At 43.1% G+C, this 23,382-nt stretch carries 19 protein-coding genes; 16 read left to right on the forward strand and 3 right to left on the reverse strand.

Annotated elements, in window-relative coordinates; translation table 11 throughout:
- The first annotated feature begins 119 nt into the window (after positions 1-119).
- From O3644_RS03565 to O3644_RS03600, 8 genes are all read left to right on the forward strand, one after another.
- Positions 120-1,031 (forward strand): magnesium transporter CorA family protein, encoded by a 912-nt coding sequence (locus O3644_RS03565; RefSeq protein WP_048764808.1) that lies wholly within the window; start codon positions 120-122, stop codon positions 1,029-1,031.
- A gap of 180 nt (positions 1,032-1,211) precedes the next feature.
- Positions 1,212-2,105 carry an ABC transporter ATP-binding protein gene (locus O3644_RS03570; protein ID WP_048764812.1) on the forward strand — a complete coding sequence of 298 codons (894 nt, stop codon included), beginning with the start codon at positions 1,212-1,214 and terminating at the stop codon, positions 2,103-2,105.
- Positions 2,102-3,316 carry an ABC transporter permease gene (locus O3644_RS03575; RefSeq protein WP_048764815.1) on the forward strand — a complete coding sequence of 405 codons (1,215 nt, stop codon included), beginning with the start codon at positions 2,102-2,104 and terminating at the stop codon, positions 3,314-3,316. Before O3644_RS03570 ends, O3644_RS03575 begins: the two co-directional genes overlap by 4 nt.
- Before the next feature lie 129 nt (positions 3,317-3,445).
- Positions 3,446-4,171, forward strand: a complete 726-nt coding sequence (gene pyrH, locus O3644_RS03580; RefSeq protein WP_005589574.1) for a UMP kinase — start codon at positions 3,446-3,448, stop codon at positions 4,169-4,171.
- Between the two features lie 19 nt (positions 4,172-4,190).
- Positions 4,191-4,748: a ribosome recycling factor gene (gene frr, locus O3644_RS03585; RefSeq protein WP_048764819.1), complete on the forward strand. Its 558-nt coding sequence runs from the start codon at positions 4,191-4,193 to the stop codon at positions 4,746-4,748.
- Positions 4,749-4,847: 99 nt separating this feature from the next.
- Entirely contained in the window at positions 4,848-5,702 is an 855-nt protein-coding gene (gene cvfB / locus O3644_RS03590; RefSeq protein ID WP_125373533.1) for an RNA-binding virulence regulatory protein CvfB, read from the forward strand.
- The gene (locus tag O3644_RS03595; protein ID WP_371595082.1) at positions 5,703-5,918 is read left to right on the forward strand and encodes a YozE family protein; all 216 of its coding nucleotides are present in this window, start codon (positions 5,703-5,705) and stop codon (positions 5,916-5,918) included.
- A 90-nt stretch (positions 5,919-6,008) separates the two neighbouring features.
- Positions 6,009-7,007 (forward strand): PhoH family protein, encoded by a 999-nt coding sequence (locus O3644_RS03600; protein WP_371595083.1) that lies wholly within the window; start codon positions 6,009-6,011, stop codon positions 7,005-7,007.
- Positions 7,008-7,060: 53 nt separating this feature from the next.
- On the opposite strand, the gene nrdF is transcribed toward O3644_RS03600, so the two are convergent.
- The 3 genes from nrdF to nrdH all read right to left on the reverse strand — a co-directional run bounded on the left by nrdF (position 7,061) and on the right by nrdH (position 10,633).
- A complete protein-coding gene (nrdF, locus tag O3644_RS03605) occupies positions 7,061-8,026 on the reverse strand; it encodes a class 1b ribonucleoside-diphosphate reductase subunit beta (protein ID WP_062004188.1) in 966 nt (321 codons plus the stop codon).
- A 134-nt stretch (positions 8,027-8,160) separates the two neighbouring features.
- Positions 8,161-10,320 carry a class 1b ribonucleoside-diphosphate reductase subunit alpha gene (gene nrdE, locus O3644_RS03610; protein ID WP_048764827.1) on the reverse strand — a complete coding sequence of 720 codons (2,160 nt, stop codon included), beginning with the start codon at positions 10,318-10,320 and terminating at the stop codon, positions 8,161-8,163.
- Between the two features lie 94 nt (positions 10,321-10,414).
- Positions 10,415-10,633 carry a glutaredoxin-like protein NrdH gene (nrdH, locus tag O3644_RS03615; protein ID WP_048764828.1) on the reverse strand — a complete coding sequence of 73 codons (219 nt, stop codon included), beginning with the start codon at positions 10,631-10,633 and terminating at the stop codon, positions 10,415-10,417.
- Between the two features lie 442 nt (positions 10,634-11,075).
- On the opposite strand from nrdH, the gene O3644_RS03620 reads away from it, so the two are divergent.
- From O3644_RS03620 to O3644_RS03655, 8 genes are all read left to right on the forward strand, one after another.
- Positions 11,076-11,339, forward strand: coding sequence for a phosphocarrier protein HPr (locus tag O3644_RS03620; RefSeq protein ID WP_005589589.1), 264 nt, complete (start codon positions 11,076-11,078; stop codon positions 11,337-11,339).
- 4 nt (positions 11,340-11,343) lie between these two features.
- The gene (gene ptsP, locus O3644_RS03625; protein ID WP_048764830.1) at positions 11,344-13,077 is read left to right on the forward strand and encodes a phosphoenolpyruvate--protein phosphotransferase; all 1,734 of its coding nucleotides are present in this window, start codon (positions 11,344-11,346) and stop codon (positions 13,075-13,077) included.
- Between the two features lie 235 nt (positions 13,078-13,312).
- Positions 13,313-14,737 (forward strand): NADP-dependent glyceraldehyde-3-phosphate dehydrogenase, encoded by a 1,425-nt coding sequence (locus O3644_RS03630; protein WP_371595085.1) that lies wholly within the window; start codon positions 13,313-13,315, stop codon positions 14,735-14,737.
- A gap of 378 nt (positions 14,738-15,115) precedes the next feature.
- A complete protein-coding gene (gene glgB, locus O3644_RS03635) occupies positions 15,116-17,029 on the forward strand; it encodes a 1,4-alpha-glucan branching protein GlgB (protein ID WP_371595086.1) in 1,914 nt (637 codons plus the stop codon).
- A gap of 3 nt (positions 17,030-17,032) precedes the next feature.
- Positions 17,033-18,175, forward strand: a complete 1,143-nt coding sequence (locus tag O3644_RS03640) for a glucose-1-phosphate adenylyltransferase (RefSeq protein ID WP_005589595.1) — start codon at positions 17,033-17,035, stop codon at positions 18,173-18,175.
- A complete protein-coding gene (glgD, locus tag O3644_RS03645; protein ID WP_045496500.1) occupies positions 18,165-19,304 on the forward strand; it encodes a glucose-1-phosphate adenylyltransferase subunit GlgD in 1,140 nt (379 codons plus the stop codon). Before O3644_RS03640 ends, glgD begins: the two co-directional genes overlap by 11 nt.
- A complete protein-coding gene (gene glgA / locus O3644_RS03650; RefSeq protein ID WP_371595087.1) occupies positions 19,301-20,731 on the forward strand; it encodes a glycogen synthase GlgA in 1,431 nt (476 codons plus the stop codon). The genes glgD and glgA overlap by 4 nt, the downstream gene beginning before the upstream one ends.
- Positions 20,732-20,864: 133 nt before the next feature.
- Complete coding sequence (locus tag O3644_RS03655) at positions 20,865-23,261, forward strand: glycogen/starch/alpha-glucan phosphorylase (RefSeq protein WP_048764842.1); 2,397 nt, start codon at positions 20,865-20,867, stop codon at positions 23,259-23,261.
- The last annotated feature ends 121 nt before the right edge of the window (positions 23,262-23,382 follow it).

A 23,382-nucleotide genomic window follows, 5' to 3' on the forward strand; every position in this document is an offset into this window, starting at 1 on the left:
AAGATGATATTGACTTGCTGGCTTTCTTGTCAGGACATAGGAGCTTTGGCTATGAGGCTAAGTGTGGGCATTATGTATGAGCTATTAGACAATCATTCTAGATCCCAGAAAGGAGTTCTATGTTTCTGGAAAGAAAACTAAAAGACCAATCTGTCTGGATCAACATTGATTCAGATGATGTTAAAAAGAATGGACAGATTTATCAGGATTATAATATCGACCTTGAAACCATCGAGTATGCGCTGGATAAAAACGAGCGAGCTCACATGGACTACAATCGCGAGAATGGGACGGTTCTTTTTATCTATAATGTGCTGAATCTAGCGACAGAGAAGGACTACTATGAGACCATTCCGATGACTTTCGTGGTGCAGCAGGATCGTCTCATCACCATCAGCAATCAAGACAATGCCTATGTGGTTGATATCATGAAGGCTTACACGGAGCACCATGAGCCCGTGTCAGTCTATAAGTTTCTTTTTGCCAGTTTAGAGTTGATCTCCAATTCCTACTATCCGGTCATTGAGCAGATGGATAAGCGCAAGGATGAGCTTAACCGACTTTTGCGTCAGAAAACTACTAAAAAGCACTTGTTTGCCCTCTCCGACTTGGAAACCTCTATGGTCTATCTGGTAGCGGCATCCAAGCAAAATAGTATACTTTTAGAGCACATCAAGAGCCATGCTGTTTATCGTAGCTTTGATGAACTAGAGACCGAGCAATTTGAAGATGCCATGATTGAAGCACGTCAGCTGGTTTCAATGACGGATTTGATTGCTCAGGTTCTTAGCCAGCTTTCGGGCTCCTACAATAACATCCTGAACAACAATCTGAATGATAATTTGACTGTCTTGACTATTATTTCGGTTCTTCTGGCAGTCCTAGCAGTCATCACTGGCTTCTTCGGTATGAATGTACCCCTGCCTTTGTCAGATGATAAAAATGCTTGGCTTTATATTATCATCATTAGCTTTGTTCTCTGGACTCTTTTGACCAAGCTCCTCAACTGGGTGGTCAATAAAGAGCGATGAATAAAATACATTAAACGAATGAGGTTTTCGAGCCTCATTTTTTTGTGGTATTACTTGGAGCGAATTTCATATTCTATTTATGAAAAATAGATAGAAAATTTCTTGTATAGTAGGACAAAAAGATGAAAAACTGCTTTCAAAGTAGTATAATAATCTTAGTATTATAATAGGAGGTTTCATATGCTTCATGTAGAAAAACTAGAAAAAAGTTTTGGGCAAAAGCAAGTGTTGTTCGGTATTGACTTTGAAGCCCAGCCGGGGCATATCCTTGGTTTGATTGGGAAAAACGGTGCTGGGAAAACAACGATTTTTCACAGTATTTTACGCTTCCTAGACTATAGTGGAGAGATTCGTTTCAAAGGGCAACCTATCAAGCAGGAGACCTATAGCAGGATTGGCTATCTGCCTGAGGAAAGAAGCCTGATGCCCAAGCTGACGGTCTTTGAACAAGTGCGCTATCTGGCAAATCTAAAGGGTGTGCCGACAGCTGTTGTCAAAGAAAAACTGCCCCAGTGGATGGAAAAGCTTCAGGTCAAGGGAAAATTAACCGACAAAATCAAGAGTTTGTCTAAGGGGAACCAGCAAAAGGTTCAGCTGATAATCACGCTCCTGCATGAGCCAGACTTGATTATTTTAGACGAGCCCTTCAGCGGTCTGGATCCTGTCAATACAGAAATCCTGAAAGAAGTCATTATTGAAGAGAAAAAACGCGGAGCGACGATTATCTTCTCGGATCATGTCATGACAAATGTGGAAGAGTTGTGCGATGATGTCCTGATGATTCGTGACGGGCAAGTGGTCCTAAATGGGGAGGTACAAGCAGTTCGCAACCAATATGGCAAAACTCGTCTTTTCGTTTCAAGTGACCTGTCTCAGGCTGAATTAGAAGCTCTGCCTCATGTTGTCAAGGTGATGCAGACCAAGCAAGGCATCTGGAAATTGATTTTGGATGACGAAACAGCTGGTCCTGAATTGTTTGATCGCTTGACTCAGGGAAGTTATGTGGCAACTTTCGACCAGCAGGCACCGACAATTGATGAAATTTTCAAATTAGAATCAGGGGTGGAAGTATGAAACAAATGTTAATCGTAATCAAAGAAACCTACCTGCGTCATGTCAAGTCTTGGAGTTTTGTCTTTATGGTCTTGTCTCCTTTTCTCTTTCTTGGATTGAGCTTGGGGATTGGTTATCTGCAAGGAAGCTCGATGGCCTCTTCAAAAAAAGTAGCAGTGCTGCCCCAGCTTGATTCTGTCCGAGAAGTATTAAGAGATGAAGATCAGCTGAGCTTTCAGTACAAAGATGAAGCAGCAGCCAAGCAGGCTGTAAAAGATAAGAAAATCGCAGGATATCTGACGGTTGAGGAAAAAGACGGACAGCTATCTGCCACCTACTATGCAGAAACCAGCATGAACGCTGCAACGAAAATGGCTCTGTCCAATTCCCTTATCCAGGTCCAGCAGGCTTTAAACTTGGCTCAGGCCAATTTATCAGCTGAGCAGAGTCAGATTCTTGCGCGGACAGTCCAGTTTGAAGAAAAAATCGATGAAAATAAAGAAAGCAAGAAGATGGTTCAGACCTTTGCTGCAATGGGGCTGGGCCTACTGCTCTATATGATTTTGATTACTTATGCCAGCATTACTGCTCAAGACGTGGCCAGTGAAAAAGGCACCAAAATCATGGAAGTTATCTTCTCCAGCATTAAGGCGACCGATTATTTCTATGCTCGTATGATTGGGATTTTTTCAGTGATTCTTAGCCATCTGGGCATTTATGTGCTTGGTGGACTGGCGGCCTTTCTCTTTGCGGACAGCATTCCTCTTGTATCCCAAGTCTTGAAGAGCAATCCAGCCATTCAGCAGTATATCGGAGAAGCTGTTTCTTTGAATACCCTAGCTTTTGTAGCCGTTAGTATCTTTATGTATGTTGTCTTGTCAGCCTTTCTTGGTTCAATGGTGGCACGAGCAGAAGATGCAGGAAAAGTCCTTTCGCCCGTTATCATGCTGATTTTAGTTGGCTTTATGGGAGTTTCTTCAATAGGGGCTGCAGGAGACAATGTGATTTTGAAAGTTGGTTCTTATCTTCCGTTCATCTCGACCTTCTTCATGCCATTCCGAGCTATTAATGGTTATGCGAGCAGTTTAGAGGCTTGGATTTCTTTAGGAATTACAGCTGCTTTTGCGGTGATGATGACCGTTTTCATTGCACGAATCTACTCCAGTCTTGTTCTACAAACAGATGATTTGGGAGCTTGGAAGACCTTCAAACGTGCTTTAAAATATAAATAAATCACAACTTCACTGGAGTCATCTGGTGAAGTTTTCTTTTTGTATTTTAATTTAATATTTTGAATAATAGGGCTAGGTAAAAAGTGGAATTTATGGTAAAATAGTACAGATAAAACAAGGAGTGGAAAAATGGTAGAACCTAAATATAAGCGTATTTTGATTAAACTATCTGGAGAAGCTTTGGCTGGCGAAAAAGGTGTGGGTATCAATATCGCCACTGTTCAAAAAATGGCTGAAGAAATCAAGGAAGTCCATGAACTGGGCATTCAAATTGCCTTGGTTATCGGTGGTGGTAATCTTTGGCGAGGCGAGCCAGCAGCAGAAGCAGGTATGGATCGCGTTCAAGCGGACTATACTGGCATGTTGGGGACAGTCATGAATGCACTTGTAATGGCAGATTCCTTGCAGCAAGTGGGCGTTGACACCCGCGTTCAGACAGCGATTGCGATGCAGCAGGTGGCTGAGCCTTATATTCGTGGACGTGCTCTTCGTCACTTGGAAAAAGGTCGGATCGTTATTTTCGGTGCTGGTATTGGTTCACCATATTTCTCAACAGATACGACAGCTGCTCTGCGGGCTGCAGAAATTGAAGCAGACGCTATCCTCATGGCTAAAAATGGTGTGGATGGGGTCTATAATGCCGATCCAAACAAGGATAAAACAGCTGTGAAGTTTGATGAATTGACCCACCGTGACGTTATTAATAAAGGCTTGCGCATCATGGACTCGACTGCTTCTACCCTTTCTATGGACAATGACATTGACCTAGTTGTCTTTAATATGAATGAACCTGGCAATATCAAACGAGTAGTCTTTGGCGAGCAAATTGGGACAACTGTCTCAAATAATTTATAAAAATCAGGGAGAAAAGAAAATGGCAAATGCAATTGTAGAAAAAGCAAAAGAAAGAATGACCCAGTCGCACCAAAGTCTGGCGCGTGAGTTTGGTAGCATCCGTGCAGGTCGCGCCAATGCTAGCCTTTTGGATCGCATCCATGTAGAATACTACGGAGTAGAAACACCGCTTAACCAGCTTTCTTCTATTACGATTCCAGAAGCGCGTGTGCTTTTGGTGACGCCTTTTGATAAGTCTTCTATCAAGGATATCGAGCGTGCGATCAATGCATCTGACTTAGGTATTACCCCATCTAGCGACGGCTCTGTCATTCGTTTGGTTATTCCAGCCTTGACTGAGGAAACTCGTCGCGACTTGGCTAAAGAAGTGAAAAAAGTCGGTGAAAATGCTAAGATTGCGATTCGTAACATCCGCCGTGATGCGATGGACGAAGCTAAGAAGCAGGAGAAAGCCAAAGAAATCACTGAAGATGAATTGAAGGTTCTTGAAAAAGATATCCAAAAAGTCACTGATGATGCTGTCAAACATATTGATGATATGACAGCGAATAAGGAAAAAGAACTTCTAGAAGTTTAATATTTTAGCAGAATCAAAACTCAGTTGGCTTTGGCTGACTGAGTTGTTTTAACATTAAAATCCTTGCGGTTTGAAGAAGCAAGGTAGAAATAGGACTATATGAATACAAATCTTGCTAGCTTCATCGTGGGGATTATCACAGATGAAAACGATCGGTTTTACTTTGTTCAGAAGGACGGACAGACTTATGCGCTTTCTAAGGAAGAGGGACCGCATGAGCTCGGTCAATCTGTCAAGGGCTTTGCTTACAGCGATATGAAGCAGAAGCTTCGCCTAACGACTCTTGAAGTCACAGCGACCCAAGAACAGTTTGGTTGGGGAACAGTGACGGAGGTTCGCAAGGATCTGGGCGTCTTTGTCGATACCGGTTTGCCAGATAAGCAAATCGTGGTGTCACTAGACATCTTGCCAGAAATCAAGGAACTCTGGCCAAAAAAGGGCGACCGCCTCTATATTCGTCTGGATGTGGATAAGAAAGACCGCATCTGGGGCCAGCTGGCCTATCAGGAGGACTTCCAGCGCTTGGCTCGTCCTGCCTACAATAACATGCAGAATCAAAATTGGCCAGCCATCGTTTATCGCCTCAAGCTTTCTGGCACCTTCGTCTATCTGCCAGAGAATAATATGCTGGGCTTTATCCATCCGAGCGAGCGCTATGCAGAGCCACGTCTGGGGCAGGTCTTGGACGCACGGGTAATTGGCTTCCGTGAAGTAGACCGCACCCTTAACCTCTCCCTCAAGCCTCGCTCCTTTGAAATGCTGGAAAACGATGCTCAGATGATCTTGACATATCTGGAGAGCAATGGCGGCTTCATGACTTTGAACGATAAATCTTCACCAGACGACATCAAGGCCACTTTTGGTATTTCCAAAGGCCAGTTTAAAAAAGCCCTGGGCGGTCTCATGAAAGCTGGTAAAATCAAGCAGGACCCGACTGGAACGGAGTTGATTTAAATGAGAAAATCTTTTTACAGCTGGCTGATGACAGAGCGCAATCCTAAAAGTAATAAGCCCAAAGCTATTTTGGCAGATTTGGCTTTTCAGGACACGGCCTTTCCTAAGCATACGGATGATTTTGATGTGGTCAGCCGTTTTCTAGAGGAACATGCAAATTTTTCCTTTAACTTGGGTGAGTTCGATGCGATTTGGGAAGAGTATCAGGCTCATTAAGTGGATAATGGCTAGGGATAGTCATTTTCTGCTTGCTTTGATATAATAAAGGTAATTCATTCAATAAATTAAAATAGAGAGGTTCTTTGTTTGCAGGAACATTCAGTAGAATTGAAACTGGGCCATCCAGATGATGCCTTTCATCTCTTTGGCTCTAATGAACGCCATCTGCGCTTGATGGAGCAGGAATTGAAGGTCACCATTCATGCCCGAACCGAGATTGTGCAGATTTTAGGTACGGAGGCTGCCTGCGAGGAGGCCAGACAGGTCATTCAGGCTCTCTTGGTCTTGGTCAATCGTGGCATGACCATCGGTACTCCCGATGTTGTGACAGCCATTACCATGGTCAAAAATGATGAAATTGATAAGTTTGTAGCTCTTTACGAAGAAGAGATTATCAAGGACAGCTATGGTAAGCCGATTCGGGTCAAGACACTTGGCCAGAAAATCTATGTGGACAGTGTTAAAAATCACGATATCGTCTTTGGGATTGGGCCAGCTGGAACAGGGAAGACTTTTCTGGCGGTGACCTTGGCCGTGACAGCTCTCAAGCGTGGGCAGGTCAAACGAATCATCTTGACGCGACCAGCGGTAGAAGCTGGTGAGAGTCTGGGCTTCCTGCCGGGAGACCTTAAAGAAAAGGTGGATCCTTATCTGCGTCCAGTCTATGATGCCTTGTATCAGATTTTGGGCAAGGACCAGACGACGCGCCTGATGGAGCGAGAAATCATTGAGATTGCACCTTTAGCCTATATGCGGGGGCGGACGCTGGATGATGCCTTTGTCATTCTGGATGAAGCTCAGAATACCACCATCATGCAGATGAAGATGTTTCTGACACGTCTGGGCTTCCAGTCCAAGATGATTGTCAATGGAGACATCAGCCAGATTGACCTGCCTCGTAATGTCAAATCTGGCCTCATAGACGCTCAGGAGAAATTGAAGAACATCTCCCAGATTGATTTTGTCCATTTCTCAGCCAAGGACGTGGTCCGCCATCCAGTGGTGGCACAGATTATCCGTGCCTATGAACCGCCAGCTCCTAAGAAAGAGGATAGTGAAATAGCTGAGGACGAAAGCACTAGCTGATAAAAAAACGACTAACTTGATAAGCAAGTTAGTCGTTTTCTAGTGTCTGAAAATTATTTGGTTAAACCGTAGTTGTAGTCATCATCTTGCATGGCTTCAACTTCACCAAGAAGGTAACCATTTCCGACTTGAGAGAAGAAGTCGTGGTTAGATGTTCCTGTTGAGATCCCGTTCATGACGATTGGGTTGACATCGTCCGCTGAATCTGGGAAGAGTGGATCTTGTCCTAGGTTCATGAGAGCCTTATTAGCATTGTAACGAAGGAAGGTCTTCACTTCTTCGGTCCAGCCAACACCGTCATAGAGGCTTTCTGTATAGCCCTCTTCGTTCTCGTAGAGGGTATAGAGAAGGTCGTACATCCATTCTTTGAGTTTCTCTTGCTCTTCTTCAGGCAATTCATTGAAACCAAGTTGGAATTTGTAACCAATGTAAGTCCCGTGGACAGACTCATCACGGATGATTAGTTTGATGATTTCCGCAACGTTGGCTAGTTTGTTGTTACCGAGATAGTAGAGGGGTGTAAAGAAACCAGAGTAGAAGAGGAAGGTTTCAAGGAAGACGCTGGCAACTTTCTTTTCAAGGGGGCTACCATTGAGGTAGATTTCATTGATAATTTCAGCTTTTCTTTGTAGGTAGGGATTAGTGTTAGTCCATTCAAAGATTTCTTCGATTTCAGCCTTGGTATTCAAGGTAGAAAAGATAGAAGAATAAGATTTTGCGTGGACAGATTCCATAAATTGGATGTTATTGAAAACAGCTTCCTCATGCGGTGTACGGATGTCTGAGCGAAGAGCTTGTACACCAGTTTCAGATTGCATGGTATCAAGAAGGGTCAACCCACCAAAGACTTTTCCTACCAAGTCTTTTTCTTTGTTTGAAAGTTTTCTCCAGTCGTCTAGGTCATTTGACAGAGGGATACGAGTATCGAGCCAGAATTGCTCTGTCAGCTTTTCCCAAGTTGATTTGTCGATGACATCTTCGATGGCATTCCAGTTTATGGCTTTATAGTAAGTTTCCATGATAATCTCGCTTTAAATTTTTAATACTTGCTTATGTCGTGAGGGAAACGATTTCCTTCAGCAACATTGCGATAAGTGTTTTTTTATACTTTATTTTGTTGAATTTAAATGGTGTAATTGTAAATTGTTACTTACTAGATCACACAGCTTTCACATTGGTTAGCGCCTACTTCGCCGCCATCGTCAGTAAAGGTGCGGACGTAGTAGATGGACTTGATTCCCTTGTTGAAGGCGTAGTTACGCAGGATAGAAAGGTCGCGGGTTGTTTGCTTGCTTTCTTTTTTCCATTCGTAGAGGCCTTTTGGAATATCACTGCGCATAAAGAGAGTCAGAGATAGACCTTGGTCCACGTGCTCAGTTGCAGCGGCGTAAACATCAATTACCTTGCGCATGTCCATGTCATAGGCACTGGTGTAGTAAGGAATGGTCTCAGTTGACAAACCTGCCGCAGGATAGTAAATCTTACCGATTTTCTTTTCCTGACGTTCTTCGATCCGCTGAGTGATTGGATGGATTGAAGCAGAAACATCATTGATATAGCTGATAGAGCCATTTGGTGCAACAGCTAGGCGATTTTGATGGTAGAGACCGTCCGCTTTTATCTTGTCACGAAGTTCTGCCCAATCCTCTGCAGATGGGATAAAGATGTCTTTGAAAAGTTCCTTCACACGTTCAGACTTAGGTACAAATTCACCCGTCAGGTATTTGTCAAAGTAAGTGCCGTTAGCATAGTCAGATTTTTCAAAGTTATGGAAGGTTACACCGCGCTCGCGAGCGATATTGTTAGACTCAACTAAAGTCCAGTAGTTCATGAGCATAAAATAGATGCTGGTGAACTCGACAGCTTCCGCTGATCCATAATCGATCAGCTGCTGTGCCAAGTAGCTGTGCAGTCCCATAGCTCCTAGTCCAAAGGTGTGCGCCAGACTGTTACCGTGGTCAATCGAAGGAACAGCCGTAATATGCGAGCTGTCTGTAACAAAGGTTAAAGCGCGTGTCATAGTCCGGATGGATTTTCCGAAGTCAGGCGAAGTCATCATGTTGACAACGTTGGTAGAGCCTAAGTTACATGATACATCTGTTCCCAGGTGGAGATACTCTTGTGCGTCATTCAAGAGACTAGGCTCTTGTACTTGCAGGATTTCAGAGCAAAGGTTGCTCATGATGATTTTACCGTCAATTGGATTTGAACGGTTGGCCGTATCAATGTTTACGATATATGGATAGCCAGACTCTTGTTGCAATTTAGAAATCTCTGTTTCCAAATCACGAGCCTTGATCTTAGTCTTGGTGATCTTAGGATTGGCAACTAGCTCATCGTATTTCTCTGTAATATCGATATAGGCAAATGGTACACCGTATTCACGTTCGATTGAGTAAGGGCTGAAGAGGTACATTTCTTCGTTCTTACGCGCTAATTCGTAGAATTTATCTGGAATGACAACACCGAGTGAGAGGGTTTTTACACGAACTTTTTCGTCAGCATTTTCTTTTTTGGTAGAAAGGAAAGCGATAATATCTGGGTGGAAGACATTGAGATAAACAACCCCAGCTCCCTGACGTTGCCCCAGCTGGTTAGAGTAAGAGAAGCTGTCCTCAAAGAGTTTCATAACAGGCACAACGCCAGATGCAGCTCCTTCATAACCCTTGATAGGCGCTCCAGCTTCCCGCAGATTGCTGAGGGAAATACCGACCCCACCTCCGATACGAGAGAGCTGCAGGGCGGAGTTGATGGAGCGGCCGATTGAGTTCATGTCATCTGTTACTTGGATGAGGAAGCAGGAAACCAATTCGCCACGACGAGCTCGACCAGCGTTGAGGAAGCTTGGTGTAGCCGGTTGATAGCGCTGGTGGATGATTTCATTTGCAATATCCTTGGCAATGGCTTCATCTCCGTTGGCAAAGTAGAGAGCATTAAAGAGCACCCGATCTTCCATGCTTTCCAGATAGTATTCACCATCATTTGTCTTCAGTGCATACTGGTTATAGAATTTATAGGCAGCCATGAAAGATTTGAACTTGAAATCTTGAGCATGGATAAAAGCAGACAACTCTTCAATATATTCAGGAGAATAGAGTTGGATAAATTCTTTTTCCAAGTAGTTTTCTTCGATTAAATATTGAATTTTTTCAGTAATAGAAGCAAACTTCATCGTGTTTGGTTCAACATTTTCTTTAAAGAAGGCTTCCAAAGCTTCCTTGTCTTTGTGAAGCATGATTTGCCCATTGACTGGACGGTTAATTTCGTTATTTAGACGGAAGTAAGTCACATCTTCTAAGTGTTTGAGTCCCATAATTTTCCTTTTTCTAAAATGTCTTTTGCTTTTACAAAATAAACGGCTCCTACGAATGATAGGAGCGGCAACAAAGCTCTAAATACTGGCGAGATTATGATAATTTTTTGAGTTTACCAGGCTGGAAACCAGAAAATGCTTCAGTTGACGTTTGAATAACAGGCGCTGCATTGAAACCGAGGCTTTTAACATGGTCGATGTATTCTGGTTGCTCATCAAGATTGATTTCGCGATATTCCACATTGTTGGTATCAAGAAAACGCTTGGTCATCTTGCATTGAACACAATCATTTTTAGAGTAAATAGTTACCATTAGATGATTCCTCTATACTTTCATTTTCTTAAATTTAAATCTGAAACTAGTATATCTAAAAGCGAATTCGATGTCAACAGTTTTGAACTAAATATTGTATGATATTTTCTTATAGCAACTATTGAGATACAATATATAGTGTGTAAAACATCGAAATAAAGAGAAATAACCACAAGGAGTCACAGCGCTTACTGTACTTTAAGCGAAGCTAGACCAAGACGAATTCATTATAGGGAAGAAAGCCTTGAAACTATTTCGGAAAGAGAGGGAGTTGACGATTGAATCTACTATTTTAAAACAGAATTCATTTTCAAACTCTAACGAAATATTTTGTAAGCGGGCTATAAAATTCTTGAAAAAGATTTCAAAAAGTGATATAATATCAACTTGTAAGGGTTATCACTTTAACTCAAAAAGAATTATTTTAAAGGAGAGTCTAACTATGGCTTCTAAAGATTTCCACATTGTGGCAGAAACAGGTATTCACGCGCGTCCAGCAACATTGTTGGTACAAACAGCTAGCAAATTTGCTTCAGATATCACTCTTGAGTACAAAGGTAAATCAGTAAACCTTAAATCAATCATGGGTGTTATGAGTCTTGGTGTTGGCCAAGGTGCTGACGTTACAATCTCAGCTGAAGGTGCAGACGCGGATGATGCTATCGCTGCTATCTCAGAAACAATGGAAAAAGAAGGATTGGCATAAGAAAATGACAGAAATGCTTAAAGGAATTGCAGCATCTGACGGTGTTGCCGTTGCTAAGGCATATCTATTAGTTCAACCGGATTTGTCATTTGAGACTGTTTCAGTCGATGATACGAATGCAGAAGAGGCTCGTTTGGATGCAGCTCTTGAAGCTTCACAGAACGAGCTTTCTGTTATCCGTGAGAAAGCAGTAGATAGCCTTGGTGAGGAAGCGGCTCAAGTATTTGACGCTCACTTAATGGTACTCGCTGACCCTGAAATGGTTGGTCAAATCAAAGAAACGATCCGTACTAAGAAAGTAAATGCGGAAGCTGGTCTGAAAGAAGTTACAGACATGTTTATCGCTATTTTTGAAGGTATGGAAGACAATCCATACATGCAAGAACGTGCGGCAGACATTCGTGACGTAACGAAGCGTGTTTTGGCAAACCTTTTGGGCAAGAAATTACCAAATCCAGCTTCTATCAATGAAGAATCAGTTGTGATTGCACATGACTTGACTCCTTCTGATACGGCTCAATTAGACAAGAAATTTGTTAAAGCGTTTGTAACCAATATCGGTGGACGAACAAGCCACTCTGCGATTATGGCGCGTACGCTTGAAATCGCAGCGGTATTGGGAACCAATAATATTACTGAACTCGTTAAAGACGGCGATATCATTGCAGCAAATGGTATCACTGGTGAAGTTATCATTAACCCAACTGAAGAGCAGGCAGCAGCATTCAAGGTAGCTGGTGAAGCTTATGCGAAGCAAAAAGCTGAATGGGCTCTCTTGAAAGATGCTCAAACAGTGACTGCCGATGGCAAACACTTTGAACTCGCTGCTAACATTGGTACACCAAAAGACGTTGAAGGTGTCAATGCAAATGGTGCTGAAGCCGTAGGTCTTTACCGTACAGAATTCCTTTACATGGATTCACAAGACTTCCCAACAGAAGACGAGCAATACGAAGCTTACAAGGCTGTCTTGGAAGGCATGAATGGAAAACCAGTGGTTGTCCGTACGATGGACATCGGTGGAGATAAGGAGCTTCCTTACTTCGATATGCCGCATGAAATGAATCCATTCCTTGGTTTCCGTGCATTGCGTATCTCTATCTCTGAAACTGGTGACGCTATGTTCCGTACACAGATCCGCGCTCTCTTGCGTGCTTCTGTACATGGACAATTGCGTATCATGTTCCCAATGGTTGCTCTCTTGACAGAATTCCGTAAAGCTAAAGCAGTTTACGAAGAAGAAAAAGCGAAATTGCAAGCTGAAGGTGTTGCTGTAGCGGACAATATTCAAGTAGGTATCATGATTGAAATTCCGGCAGCAGCAATGCTAGCTGATCAATTTGCCAAAGAAGTTGATTTCTTCTCTATCGGTACTAACGACTTGATCCAATACACAATGGCAGCTGACCGTATGAACGAACAAGTTTCATACCTCTACCAACCATACAATCCATCAATCCTTCGCTTGATCAACAATGTTATCAAGGCAGCTCATGCTGAAGGCAAATGGGCAGGTATGTGTGGAGAAATGGCCGGTGACCAAACAGCTGTGCCGCTTCTTGTCGGAATGGGCTTGGATGAATTCTCTATGAGTGCCACTTCTGTCCTTCGGACTCGTAGCCTTATGAAGAAATTGGATACGAAGAAGATGGAAGAACTTGCACAACGCGCATTGACTGAATGTGCAACGATGGAAGAAGTTCTTGAACTTGAAAAAGAATATCTTGACTTCGATTAATCTGAAAATTAAGATCAGGAAATTTTCCTGGTCTTTTTTAGTTTTCTTCAGCGTCATAGTAGACCTAGTGTAGAAAGTGAGAATTGATAAAAAAGAGAGAAATACAGAGAGTTAATATGAGCAAAAGAAGATGATTCATGAAATTTGTGAAAAATTTCTTTAAATTTCTAAAATTTAGTTGAAATTTTCAGAAAATTTGATAAAATGATACTTAATAACATTTTGGAGGGGACACGTGACACAATATAAGAACTATATAAATGGAGAGTGGAGAGCTTCTGAAAATGAAATCACCATCTCATCTCCTATCAATAATGAGATTTTAGGAACTGTTCCTGCCATGAGTCAGGCAGAGGTTGATTATGCGATGGCGAGCGCTCGGGCGGCTTTGCCAGCTTGGCGATCTCTTTCAGCAGTCGAACGTGCAGCTTATCTGCATAAGGCTGCGGATATTTTGGAGCGCGATCAGGAGAAGATTGGCGAAATTCTTGCAAAAGAAGTTGCCAAGGGTATCAAAGCGGCAGTCGGAGAGGTAGTCCGGACAGCAGACTTGATTCGTTATGCAGCTGAAGAGGGCATTCGTATTCATGGCCAGGTTATGGAAGGGGGCGGCTTTGAAGCTGCCAGCAAGAAAAAACTGGCTATGGTCCGTCGTGAGCCTGTAGGAGTTGTACTGGCCATTGCGCCATTTAACTACCCAGTCAACCTATCTGGTTCTAAGATTGCTCCTGCCCTTATCGGCGGAAATGTTGTGATGTTTAAGCCACCTACACAAGGTTCAATCTCTGGTTTGCTCTTGGCTCAGGCTTTTGCTGAGGCAGGTCTGCCTGCCGGTGTTTTCAATACCATTACTGGTCGTGGTTCAGAAATCGGAGACTACATCATTGAGCATAAGGAAGTAAACTACATTAACTTTACTGGCTCCACTCCAATCGGTGAGCGCATCGGTAAGTTGGCTGGTATGCGTCCAATTATGCTTGAATTGGGTGGTAAGGATGCTGCAGTTGTGCTGGAAGATGCTGACTTGGAGCATGCAGCTAAGCAGATTGTTGGCGGGGCATACTGTTATTCCGGCCAGCGCTGTACGGCCATTAAACGTGTCATTGTCATGGAGAGCGTAGCAGATAAATTGGCAGCGTTGCTTCAGGCAGAGGTAGAGAAACTGACGGTTGGTGATCCCTTTGATAATGCGGATATCACACCAGTCATTGATCATGCATCAGCAGATTTCATCTGGGGGTTGATTGAAGACGCTCAGGAAAAGGGAGCGTCAGCCTTGACAGAAATCAAACGTGAAGCAAATCTCATCTGGCCTGCCTTGTTTGACCATGTGACACTGGATATGAAATTAGCTTGGGAAGAGCCATTTGGTCCTGTTCTTCCGATTATTCGTGTGACTTCCGTTGAAGAGGCTATTCAGATCTGTAACCAGTCAGAATTTGGTCTTCAATCTTCAGTCTTTACAAATGATTTCCCGAAAGCATTTGAAATTGCTGAGAAACTGGAAGTGGGTACTGTACACATCAATAATAAGACACAACGTGGTCCAGATAACTTCCCATTCCTTGGTGTTAAGGGATCTGGAGCCGGAGTGCAAGGGATTCGTTACAGTATCGAAGCGATGACACAAGTGAAATCCATCGTGTTTGATGTGAAATAATGAGAAAGGCGGCTTTGTGCGGCCTTTTTTCTTACCATAATGCACTTGCAAATCTAACATGTGATCGGACAATTTGAAAAGAAATAAGTATTTATATTTTTGATTACTTATCATTTTAAAATGTAAATTTACATATTGGTCTATACAAATTTTAACCATTTTATCTCTAATTTTATATCAAATAATTCAAGTAAAAGCCTGTAGAATCAGTATTTTATGAGATCTTCTTCAACGATCTATTGATATAGCAACTCATTCTTGTAAAGAAATTGGGCTTTTGAAATTTTTGAGATGGTTTTTGGAAATTTACTTGAAAAATATAAGAAAATGGGGTAAAATAGAAACATAGAAAACGCTTACAAATAGAAAGGTGACTAAATGGACAAAAAAGAAGCATTAAGAACCTTTACAACAGGTGAAAACTTTCATTTGCAGCATTATTTGGGAGTGCATCAGGATGTGGTGGATGGCAAGGCTGGCTACACCTTTAGAGTCTGGGCTCCAAATGCGCAGAATGTGCATCTGATTGGAGATTTCACCAATTGGTATGGAGAGCAGATTCCTATGACTCGCAATGAAGGCGGTGTCTGGGAAGTCTTCACGGATTTGCCTAAGGAAGGAGATATTTACAAGTACAATATCAAACGCAGTAGTGGTCAGGAAATCTTGAAAATTGATCCGCTGGCTATCTATTTGGAAGAGCGTCCAGGTACGGGAGCTATTGTTCGGACTATTCCAGAGAAGAAGTGGCAAGATGGACTTTGGCTGGCTCGGAGAAAGCGTTGGGGCTTTTTCTCAAGACCGGTCAATATCTATGAAGTGCATGCTGGATCTTGGAAACGTAATCCTGACGGCAGTCCATATTCTATGGCTCAGCTTAAGGAGGAGTTGATTCCTTATCTGGTAGAAATGAACTACACGCACGTTGAGTTCATGCCGCTTATGGCCCATCCTTTGGGACTCAGCTGGGGCTACCAGCTCATGGGTTACTTTGCCTTTGAACATACTTATGGAACGCCAGAGGAATTTCAGGACTTTGTCGAAGAATGTCACTTGAATAATATTGGTGTCATTGTGGACTGGGTTCCAGGTCACTTTACCATCAATGACGATGCCTTGGCCTACTATGATGGAACACCAACCTTTGAGTATCAGGATCATGACCGAGCTCACAACTATGGCTGGGGTGCCTTGAATTTTGACTTGGGAAAAAATGAAGTGCAATCTTTCTTGATTTCTAGTATCAAGTTCTGGATTGATTTCTACCATCTAGATGGGGTTCGTGTGGATGCGGTTAGCAACATGCTCTATCTAGACTACGATAGTGGTCCTTGGCAGCCAAACAAGGACGGCGGTAATCGTAACTATGAAGGCTACTATTTCTTGCAGCGCTTGAATACGGTCATCAAGCTAGCTCATCCTGATGTCATGATGATTGCTGAAGAGAGCTCGTCCGAAACCAAGATTACGGGCATGAGAGAGATGGGTGGTTTGGGCTTTGACTTCAAGTGGAATATGGGCTGGATGAATGATATTCTCCGTTTCTACGAAGAAGACCCGATTTACCGCAAGTACGATTTTAATCTGGTGACCTTCAGCTTTATGTATGTTTTTTCTGAAAACTTCCTCTTGCCTTTCTCTCACGACGAAGTCGTTCATGGTAAGAAGAGCATGATGCATAAGATGTGGGGTGACCGCTACAATCAATTTGCTGGTCTACGCAACCTCTTGACCTATCAAATCTGCCATCCAGGCAAGAAATTGCTCTTTATGGGTTCAGAATTTGGTCAATTCCTAGAGTGGAAGTCAGAAGAGCAGCTGGAATGGTCAAATCTGGACGATCAGATGAACAAGCAGATGCAGAGCTTCACTTCGGCCCTCAACGCCTTTTATCGAGATAATCGTCCGCTTTGGGAGATTGATCTTAGCTACGATGGCATCGAAATCATTGATGCCGACAATACCGATCAGAGTGTCCTTTCCTTTATCCGTAAGACGGAAAAAGGAGATATGTTAGTCTGTGTATTCAATATGGTGCCAGTAGAGCGCAAAAACTTTACCATTGGTGTGCCAGTGGAAGCCATTTATGAAGAAGTATGGAATACTGAATTAGAGAAATGGGGAGGTGTTTGGAAGGAACACAACGAAACAGTTCAGTCTCAAGAGGGACTATGGAAAGATTATCCGCAGACCTTGACCTTTACGCTACCAGCTTTGGGAGCAAGTATTTGGAAAATCAAGCGTCGTGTGAATGTTCGTAAAAATGCTAAAAAAGATTCCACAAAGGAGTAGGATATGAAGAATGAAATGCTAGCTTTGATTCTTGCCGGTGGGCAAGGAACTCGTCTTGGAAAGCTCACACAAAGTATTGCAAAACCAGCAGTACAGTTTGGTGGTCGTTATCGTATTATTGATTTCGCGCTGTCAAACTGTGCCAACTCTGGGATTAATAATGTCGGTGTGATTACCCAGTACCAACCACTTGCTTTGAACAGCCATATCGGGAACGGTTCAAGCTGGGGCTTGGATGGTATCAATACAGGTGTATCCATTCTTCAGCCTTACTCTGCCAGTGAAGGAAATCGTTGGTTTGAGGGAACAAGCCACGCTATTTTCCAAAATATTGACTATATCGATAGTATCAATCCTGAATATGTTTTAATCCTATCTGGTGATCATATCTACAAGATGGACTATGATGATATGCTCCAATCCCACAAGGATAACAGCGCTAGTTTGACGGTTGCTGTCTTAGATGTGCCTCTCAAGGAAGCTAGCCGTTTTGGTATTATGAATACCGATGCCAATAACCGGATCGTTGAATTTGAAGAAAAACCAGAAAATCCTAAATCTACCAAGGCTTCTATGGGAATCTATATCTTTGACTGGCAACGTCTCCGCAATATGTTGATTGCTGCTGAAAAGAGCAATGTCGATATGTCCGACTTTGGTAAAAATGTTATCCCTAACTATCTTGAATCTGGCGAAAGCGTTTATGCTTACGAATTTAACGGCTACTGGAAAGACGTTGGTACGATTGAGTCACTTTGGGAAGCGAACATGGAATACATTAGTCCAGAAAATGCTTTAGACAGTCGTGATCGTCAGTGGAAAATTTACTCACGTAACTTGATTTCACCACCAAACTACCTTGGTGCAAATGCTCATGTTGAAGATTCTTTGGTAGTTGATGGCTGTTTCGTAGATGGAACTGTTAAGCATTCTATTCTTTCAACGGGCGCTCAAGTTCGTGAGGGTGCAGAAGTTATTGATTCTGTCATTATGAGTGGCGCTATTATTGGCCAAGGAGCTAAGATTAAACGTGCGATCATTGGTGAGGGCGCTGTTATTTCTGATGGTGTAGAGATTGACGGAACAGATGAAGTGCAAGTAGTCGGATATAATGAAAAAGTGGGGGTACCAACAGATGAAGATTGATAAATATTCAGCGATTTTAGGAAATACGGTCGGTTTCCACGACATGTCAACCTTAACAGAACATCGTCCAGTTGCTAGTTTGCCATTTGGAGGGAAATACCGTTTGATTGACTTCCCACTGTCTAGTCTTGCTAATGCTGGTGTTCGTAGCGTCTTTGGTATCTTCCAACAAGACAATATCAGCTCTGTCTTTGACCATATTCGTTCAGGTCGTGAGTGGGGCTTGTCTACACTTTTGAGTCACTACTATCTAGGAATTTACAATACCCGTGTAGAAAGTAGCACAGTTGGTAAGGAATATTATGAACAGTTACTGACTTATCTGAAGCGCTCAGGCTCTAACCAAACTGTAGCCCTGAACTGTGATGTGTTGATCAACATTGACCTTAATCAGGTCTTCCACTTACATAACACGACCCAGCAACCGATGACGGTGGTTTACAAGAAATTGCCATCTAAAGATATTTCAGATGTAAATGCAGTTCTGCAAGTCAGCGAAACGGACCATGTCCTAGGACATAAGCTGCATAGTGATAGAGACGAGGGCGAGCTCTTCAATATGTCCACTGATATTTTTGTAGTAGATACGCCGTGGTTGATTGAAAAATTGGAAGAAGAAGCCCAAAAAGAATTCCCACAAAAATTACGCTATGTTCTTCGGGACTTGGCAGCTGAAGTTGGAGCTTTTGCTTACGAGTACACAGGCTATCTGGCAAATATCTACTCTGTTGAATCATACTATAAGGCCAATAAAGATATGCTTGATCGGCAGAAATTCTACTCTCTCTTCTCACCAAATCAAAAGATTTATACAAAGGTGAAAAACGAAGAGCCGACTTACTATGCAACAGGATCGAAGGTAAATCGCTCTCAGTTTGCCTCAGGTAGTATTGTAGAAGGTGAAGTTGTAAACTCTGTTATCTCGCGGAATACAAGAATTTTAGCGGGTAGCAGTGTCAAAGACAGTCTCCTCTTTCCACGCGTTGTCGTTGGAAAAAATGCAGTGGTAGAATATGCAATTGTGGACAAGGGCGTTGAGATTGCTGAAGGAGTAGTCGTTCGAGGTACAGCTGAACATCCAGTTGTACTGAAGAAAGGTCAAAAAGTTACAGAGGACATCGTTTCATGAAAATTTTATTTGTAGCAGCAGAAGGGGCACCTTTTTCCAAGACGGGTGGTTTGGGGGACGTTATCGGCGCCCTCCCCAAATCCTTGGTCAAAGCTGGTCATGAAGTTGGGGTTATTCTGCCATATTATGACATGACGGATGCTAAATTTGGTGATCAAGTTGAAGACCTCTTCTCCTTTGAAGTCAGTGTCGGCTGGCGTCGGGAGTATGTCGGCGTCAAAAAGATTGAGTTGGAAGGTGTGAACTTCTACTTTATCGACAATCAGCATTATTTCTTCCGTGGACATGTCTATGGTGATTTTGATGACGGCGAACGTTTTGCCTATTTCCAATTAGCAGCAATCGAGCTGATGGAGCGCATTGACTTTATTCCAGATGTTCTCCATGCGCACGACTACCATACGGCTATGATTCCTTTCTTGGTCAAGGAAAAATACCGCTGGATTCAGGCCTATAATAACATCAAGACAGTGCTGACGATTCACAACTTAGAGTTTCAGGGACAATTTCCGGATAGTATGCTTTGGGAACTCTTTGGTGTCGGCTATGAACGTTATGCGGATGGCACTCTCCGTTGGAATGACTGCCTCAACTGGATGAAAGCGGGCATTCTCTATGCGGATCGCGTGACAACTGTTTCACCGAGCTATGCCAACGAAATTCGGACAGCTGAGTTTGGCTGCGGTCTGGATCAGGTTCTTCGGATGGAGTCTGGCAAGCTGGTCGGTATTGTCAATGGTATTGATACAGATATCTATAATCCAGAAACAGATAAATTGCTGGCTCACCACTTTAATAAAGATGATTTGACTGGGAAATTGGAAAATAAACGAGCTCTTCAAGCAAAAGTAGGCTTGCCAGTTCGAGATGATGTTCCTGTCGTTGGTATCGTCTCTCGTTTGACTCGTCAAAAAGGTTTTGATTTGGTGGTGGAAGAGCTGCATAATCTGCTTCAGGAAGATGTGCAAATTGTGCTACTTGGAACAGGAGACCCTGCATTTGAACGGGCCTTCGCTTGGTTTGGCCAGGCTTATCCTGAAAAATTATCCGCTAATATCCTTTTTGATGTTACTTTGGCTCAGGAAATCTATGCAGCTAGTGATATTTTCCTTATGCCGAGTCGCTTTGAACCTTGCGGTCTGTCTCAGATGATGTCCATGCGCTACGGGACACTGCCACTTGTTCACGAAGTTGGTGGTTTGCGCGATACGGTTGAACCTTTCAATGTCTATAGTGGACAGGGAACAGGCTTTAGCTTCAATAACTTCTCTGGTTATTGGCTAACATGGACTTTCAAAGAAGCCCTAAATCTTTACTGGCATGACCAAGAAGCTTGGCATAGTCTGCAAATACAGGCGATGGAAAGAGATTTCTCTTGGGATACAGCCAGTCGAGCATACAGTGATTTATATGAGTCACTACTATAGTATATTGCAATAGAACAGCAATCCTCTCTTGTTTCTGACAAGAGAGGATTTGTCGGGTAAGTGCTCTTTCTCATGTTGACATCTTATCCAGACGGATGCTTTTCCCAAAAAGAAAGGAAGTTGATTGGTAAAAATGGAATTAAATAAAGAACAGTTTATCCGAGATTTCAAGGATACTTTGCACGAACGACAGCTGATTAAGATTGCGGATGCTACGCCTGCCGAGCTTTTTCAAGCTCTCGCTAGCACCATTCGTAAATATATTACGCCACTGTGGCTGGAGCGCCGCAATAAGCTCGTGGAACAGCAGCAAAAGACAGCCTATTATTTCTCAATTGAGTTTCTGCCGGGACGTATGCTGGAAACTAACCTACTCAATTTAGGTATTCTTGACACGGTCAAGGAAAGCTTTGCTGAGCTCGGAGTTGACTTTGAAGATGTAAAAAATGCTGAGCACGATATGGCTTTGGGAAATGGGGGCCTTGGTCGTTTGGCAGCAGCCTTCATGGACTCGCTAGCTACAACGGGCTATCCAGGTTTTGGGAATGGGATTCGCTATCGCTACGGTCTTTTCAAGCAGAGAATCGTAGATGGCTATCAGGTGGAAATTCCAGACGATTGGTTTGGCAGTCTGGGCAATGTCTGGGAAACCCGTAAGGATCACGGCATTGTGGATGTTAAAATCTTTGGCAATGTTTACCTCCGTGCTAATGAAGAAGGCCGCATTGTGCCGGTTTATGAGCATTCTAAAACCTTGCGGGCCGTTCCTTATGACGTGCCTCAGATTGGCTTTGGCAATGACAATATCAACAATCTCCGTCTATGGGATGTTGAAATCCCAGAAGAATACGAACTGGACTATCCAACTATTGAAGCCCGTCGACGGGTGCAGGATATTACAGCCATTCTCTATCCAGACGATTTTAGCTACGAAGGAAAAGAACTGCGCCTGATTCAGGAATACTTCATGACCAGCGCAGGGCTGCAAACCATTATCAAATCCTACCTCAAGCAAGGTCGTCCGCTCAAGGATATTCATGAGAAGGTTTCTGTCCATATCAACGATACCCACCCAGCAGTTGCGCCAGCTGAGTTTATGCGTCTTTTGCTGGATGACTATGGTCTCGAGTGGGCAGATGCTTGGAATGCTACGGTTAAAACCATGAGCTACACCAACCATACCATTTTGTCTGAAGCCTTGGAAAAATGGGATGCAGAGCTCTTTAAGAATGTCCTGCCGCGGGTTTATCAGATTATCTTAGAGATTGACAATCGCTATGTAGCTGAAATGGCTGGGCGTGGCCTTGATCCGCAAGTAATCGAAAACACTCGGATTGTCAAGGACAATCAAATCCACATGGCCCACTTGGCTATCATTGGCGGTCATTCAATCAATGGTGTTGCCAAACTCCACACCGAACTGCTTAAAGAAGATACTTTACGTGATTTTTACAGCATTTACCCAGAGAAGTTTAACAACAAGACCAATGGGATTATCCAGCGCCGCTGGCTGCAGATTGCGGACCAGCCTCTGTCAGCTGAGATTGATAAGTTGATTGGCAAGGGTTGGAGAAGTGATATTCACGAGCTGCGCAAGCTTTTGGAATTTCAAGACGATCAGCAAGTGCTGGCTGATTTCTACCGAGTGAAGCAAGAAGCCAAGGCTCGCCTGGCTAACTTCATCAAGGAATCAACAGGAGTAGAAGTCTCTACAGAAGCTATCTTTGATGTGCAGGTGAAACGCCTCCACGCTTATAAGCGTCAGCTGCTTAACCTACTTCATATCATCAAGCTTTACTGGGACCTCAAGGACAATCCTGATAAGGATATGGTGCCGCGCGTCTTTATCTTCGGTGCCAAGGCTGCTCCAGGCTACCACTTTGCCAAGTCGGTTATCAAGCTGATCAATGAAGTAGCTAATCTGGTCAACAAGGATGAAAGTCTGCAAGGCAAACTCAAGGTTGTTTTCCTAGAAAACTACCGGGTCAGCCTGGCTGAGCTCATCATTCCTGCTGCGGATGTGTCAGAACAAATTTCTCTGGCTTCCAAAGAAGCTTCTGGTACTTCCAACATGAAGTTCATGATGACAGGTGCCATTACCCTAGCCACTCTGGACGGAGCCAATATCGAAATTAAGGACGAGGTCGGTGACGACAACATTGTCATCTTCGGGATGGACAAGGATCAAGTTTACGAGCACTATGCCCGCCATGATTATTACTCACGCGGTGTCTATGAGAGCAATCCAGACATTCGTCGAGTGGTCGACACCTTTGTCAACGGTACTATTCCAAACGTTCGTGAAGAAGGATCTGAAATCTACGAAGCCCTCATCACACACAATGATGAATACTTCCTCTTGGAAGACTTTCATGCCTATGTAGAAGCTCAAGAGAAGATTGATGTTCTCTATCGTGACAAAGAAAAATGGGCCCGCATGAGCTTGATCAACATCGCAACATCCGACAAGTTCACTTCAGATGATACCATTGAGCAATATGCCAAGGAAATCTGGAATTTGGAGAAATAATACTCTTCAGAAAACATCAACAAAAAGAGATTGGGGCCTGGGTCTCAGTCTCTTTTACTATCCATCTACCATCTTGTTGAGAAATATGCTATAGTAGAGAAAGTATGAGAGTCCAACTTTT

The sequence above is a fragment of the Streptococcus sp. 27098_8_113 genome (genome assembly GCF_041432545.1).
In the GTDB taxonomy this organism is placed as follows: Bacteria; Bacillota; Bacilli; order Lactobacillales; family Streptococcaceae; genus Streptococcus.

Excerpts from the sequence above, each read along its gene's own strand:
- glgA (WP_371595087.1), top strand. The coding sequence starts at position 19,301 with ATGAAAATTTTATTTGTAGCAGCAGAAGGGGCACCTTTTTCCAAGACG.
- O3644_RS03655 (WP_048764842.1), top strand. The coding sequence starts at position 20,865 with ATGGAATTAAATAAAGAACAGTTTATCCGAGATTTCAAGGATACTTTG.
- O3644_RS03640 (WP_005589595.1), top strand. The coding sequence starts at position 17,033 with ATGAAGAATGAAATGCTAGCTTTGATTCTTGCCGGTGGGCAAGGAACT.
- O3644_RS03595 (WP_371595082.1), top strand. The coding sequence starts at position 5,703 with ATGAGAAAATCTTTTTACAGCTGGCTGATGACAGAGCGCAATCCTAAA.
- glgD (WP_045496500.1), top strand. The coding sequence starts at position 18,165 with ATGAAGATTGATAAATATTCAGCGATTTTAGGAAATACGGTCGGTTTC.
- O3644_RS03575 (WP_048764815.1), top strand. The coding sequence starts at position 2,102 with ATGAAACAAATGTTAATCGTAATCAAAGAAACCTACCTGCGTCATGTC.
- O3644_RS03570 (WP_048764812.1), top strand. The coding sequence starts at position 1,212 with ATGCTTCATGTAGAAAAACTAGAAAAAAGTTTTGGGCAAAAGCAAGTG.
- frr (WP_048764819.1), top strand. The coding sequence starts at position 4,191 with ATGGCAAATGCAATTGTAGAAAAAGCAAAAGAAAGAATGACCCAGTCG.
- pyrH (WP_005589574.1), top strand. The coding sequence starts at position 3,446 with ATGGTAGAACCTAAATATAAGCGTATTTTGATTAAACTATCTGGAGAA.
- nrdH (WP_048764828.1), bottom strand. The coding sequence starts at position 10,633 with ATGGTAACTATTTACTCTAAAAATGATTGTGTTCAATGCAAGATGACC.
- nrdF (WP_062004188.1), bottom strand. The coding sequence starts at position 8,026 with ATGGAAACTTACTATAAAGCCATAAACTGGAATGCCATCGAAGATGTC.
- nrdE (WP_048764827.1), bottom strand. The coding sequence starts at position 10,320 with ATGGGACTCAAACACTTAGAAGATGTGACTTACTTCCGTCTAAATAAC.
- O3644_RS03565 (WP_048764808.1), top strand. The coding sequence starts at position 120 with ATGTTTCTGGAAAGAAAACTAAAAGACCAATCTGTCTGGATCAACATT.
- O3644_RS03620 (WP_005589589.1), top strand. The coding sequence starts at position 11,076 with ATGGCTTCTAAAGATTTCCACATTGTGGCAGAAACAGGTATTCACGCG.
- ptsP (WP_048764830.1), top strand. The coding sequence starts at position 11,344 with ATGACAGAAATGCTTAAAGGAATTGCAGCATCTGACGGTGTTGCCGTT.
- glgB (WP_371595086.1), top strand. The coding sequence starts at position 15,116 with ATGGACAAAAAAGAAGCATTAAGAACCTTTACAACAGGTGAAAACTTT.
- cvfB (WP_125373533.1), top strand. The coding sequence starts at position 4,848 with ATGAATACAAATCTTGCTAGCTTCATCGTGGGGATTATCACAGATGAA.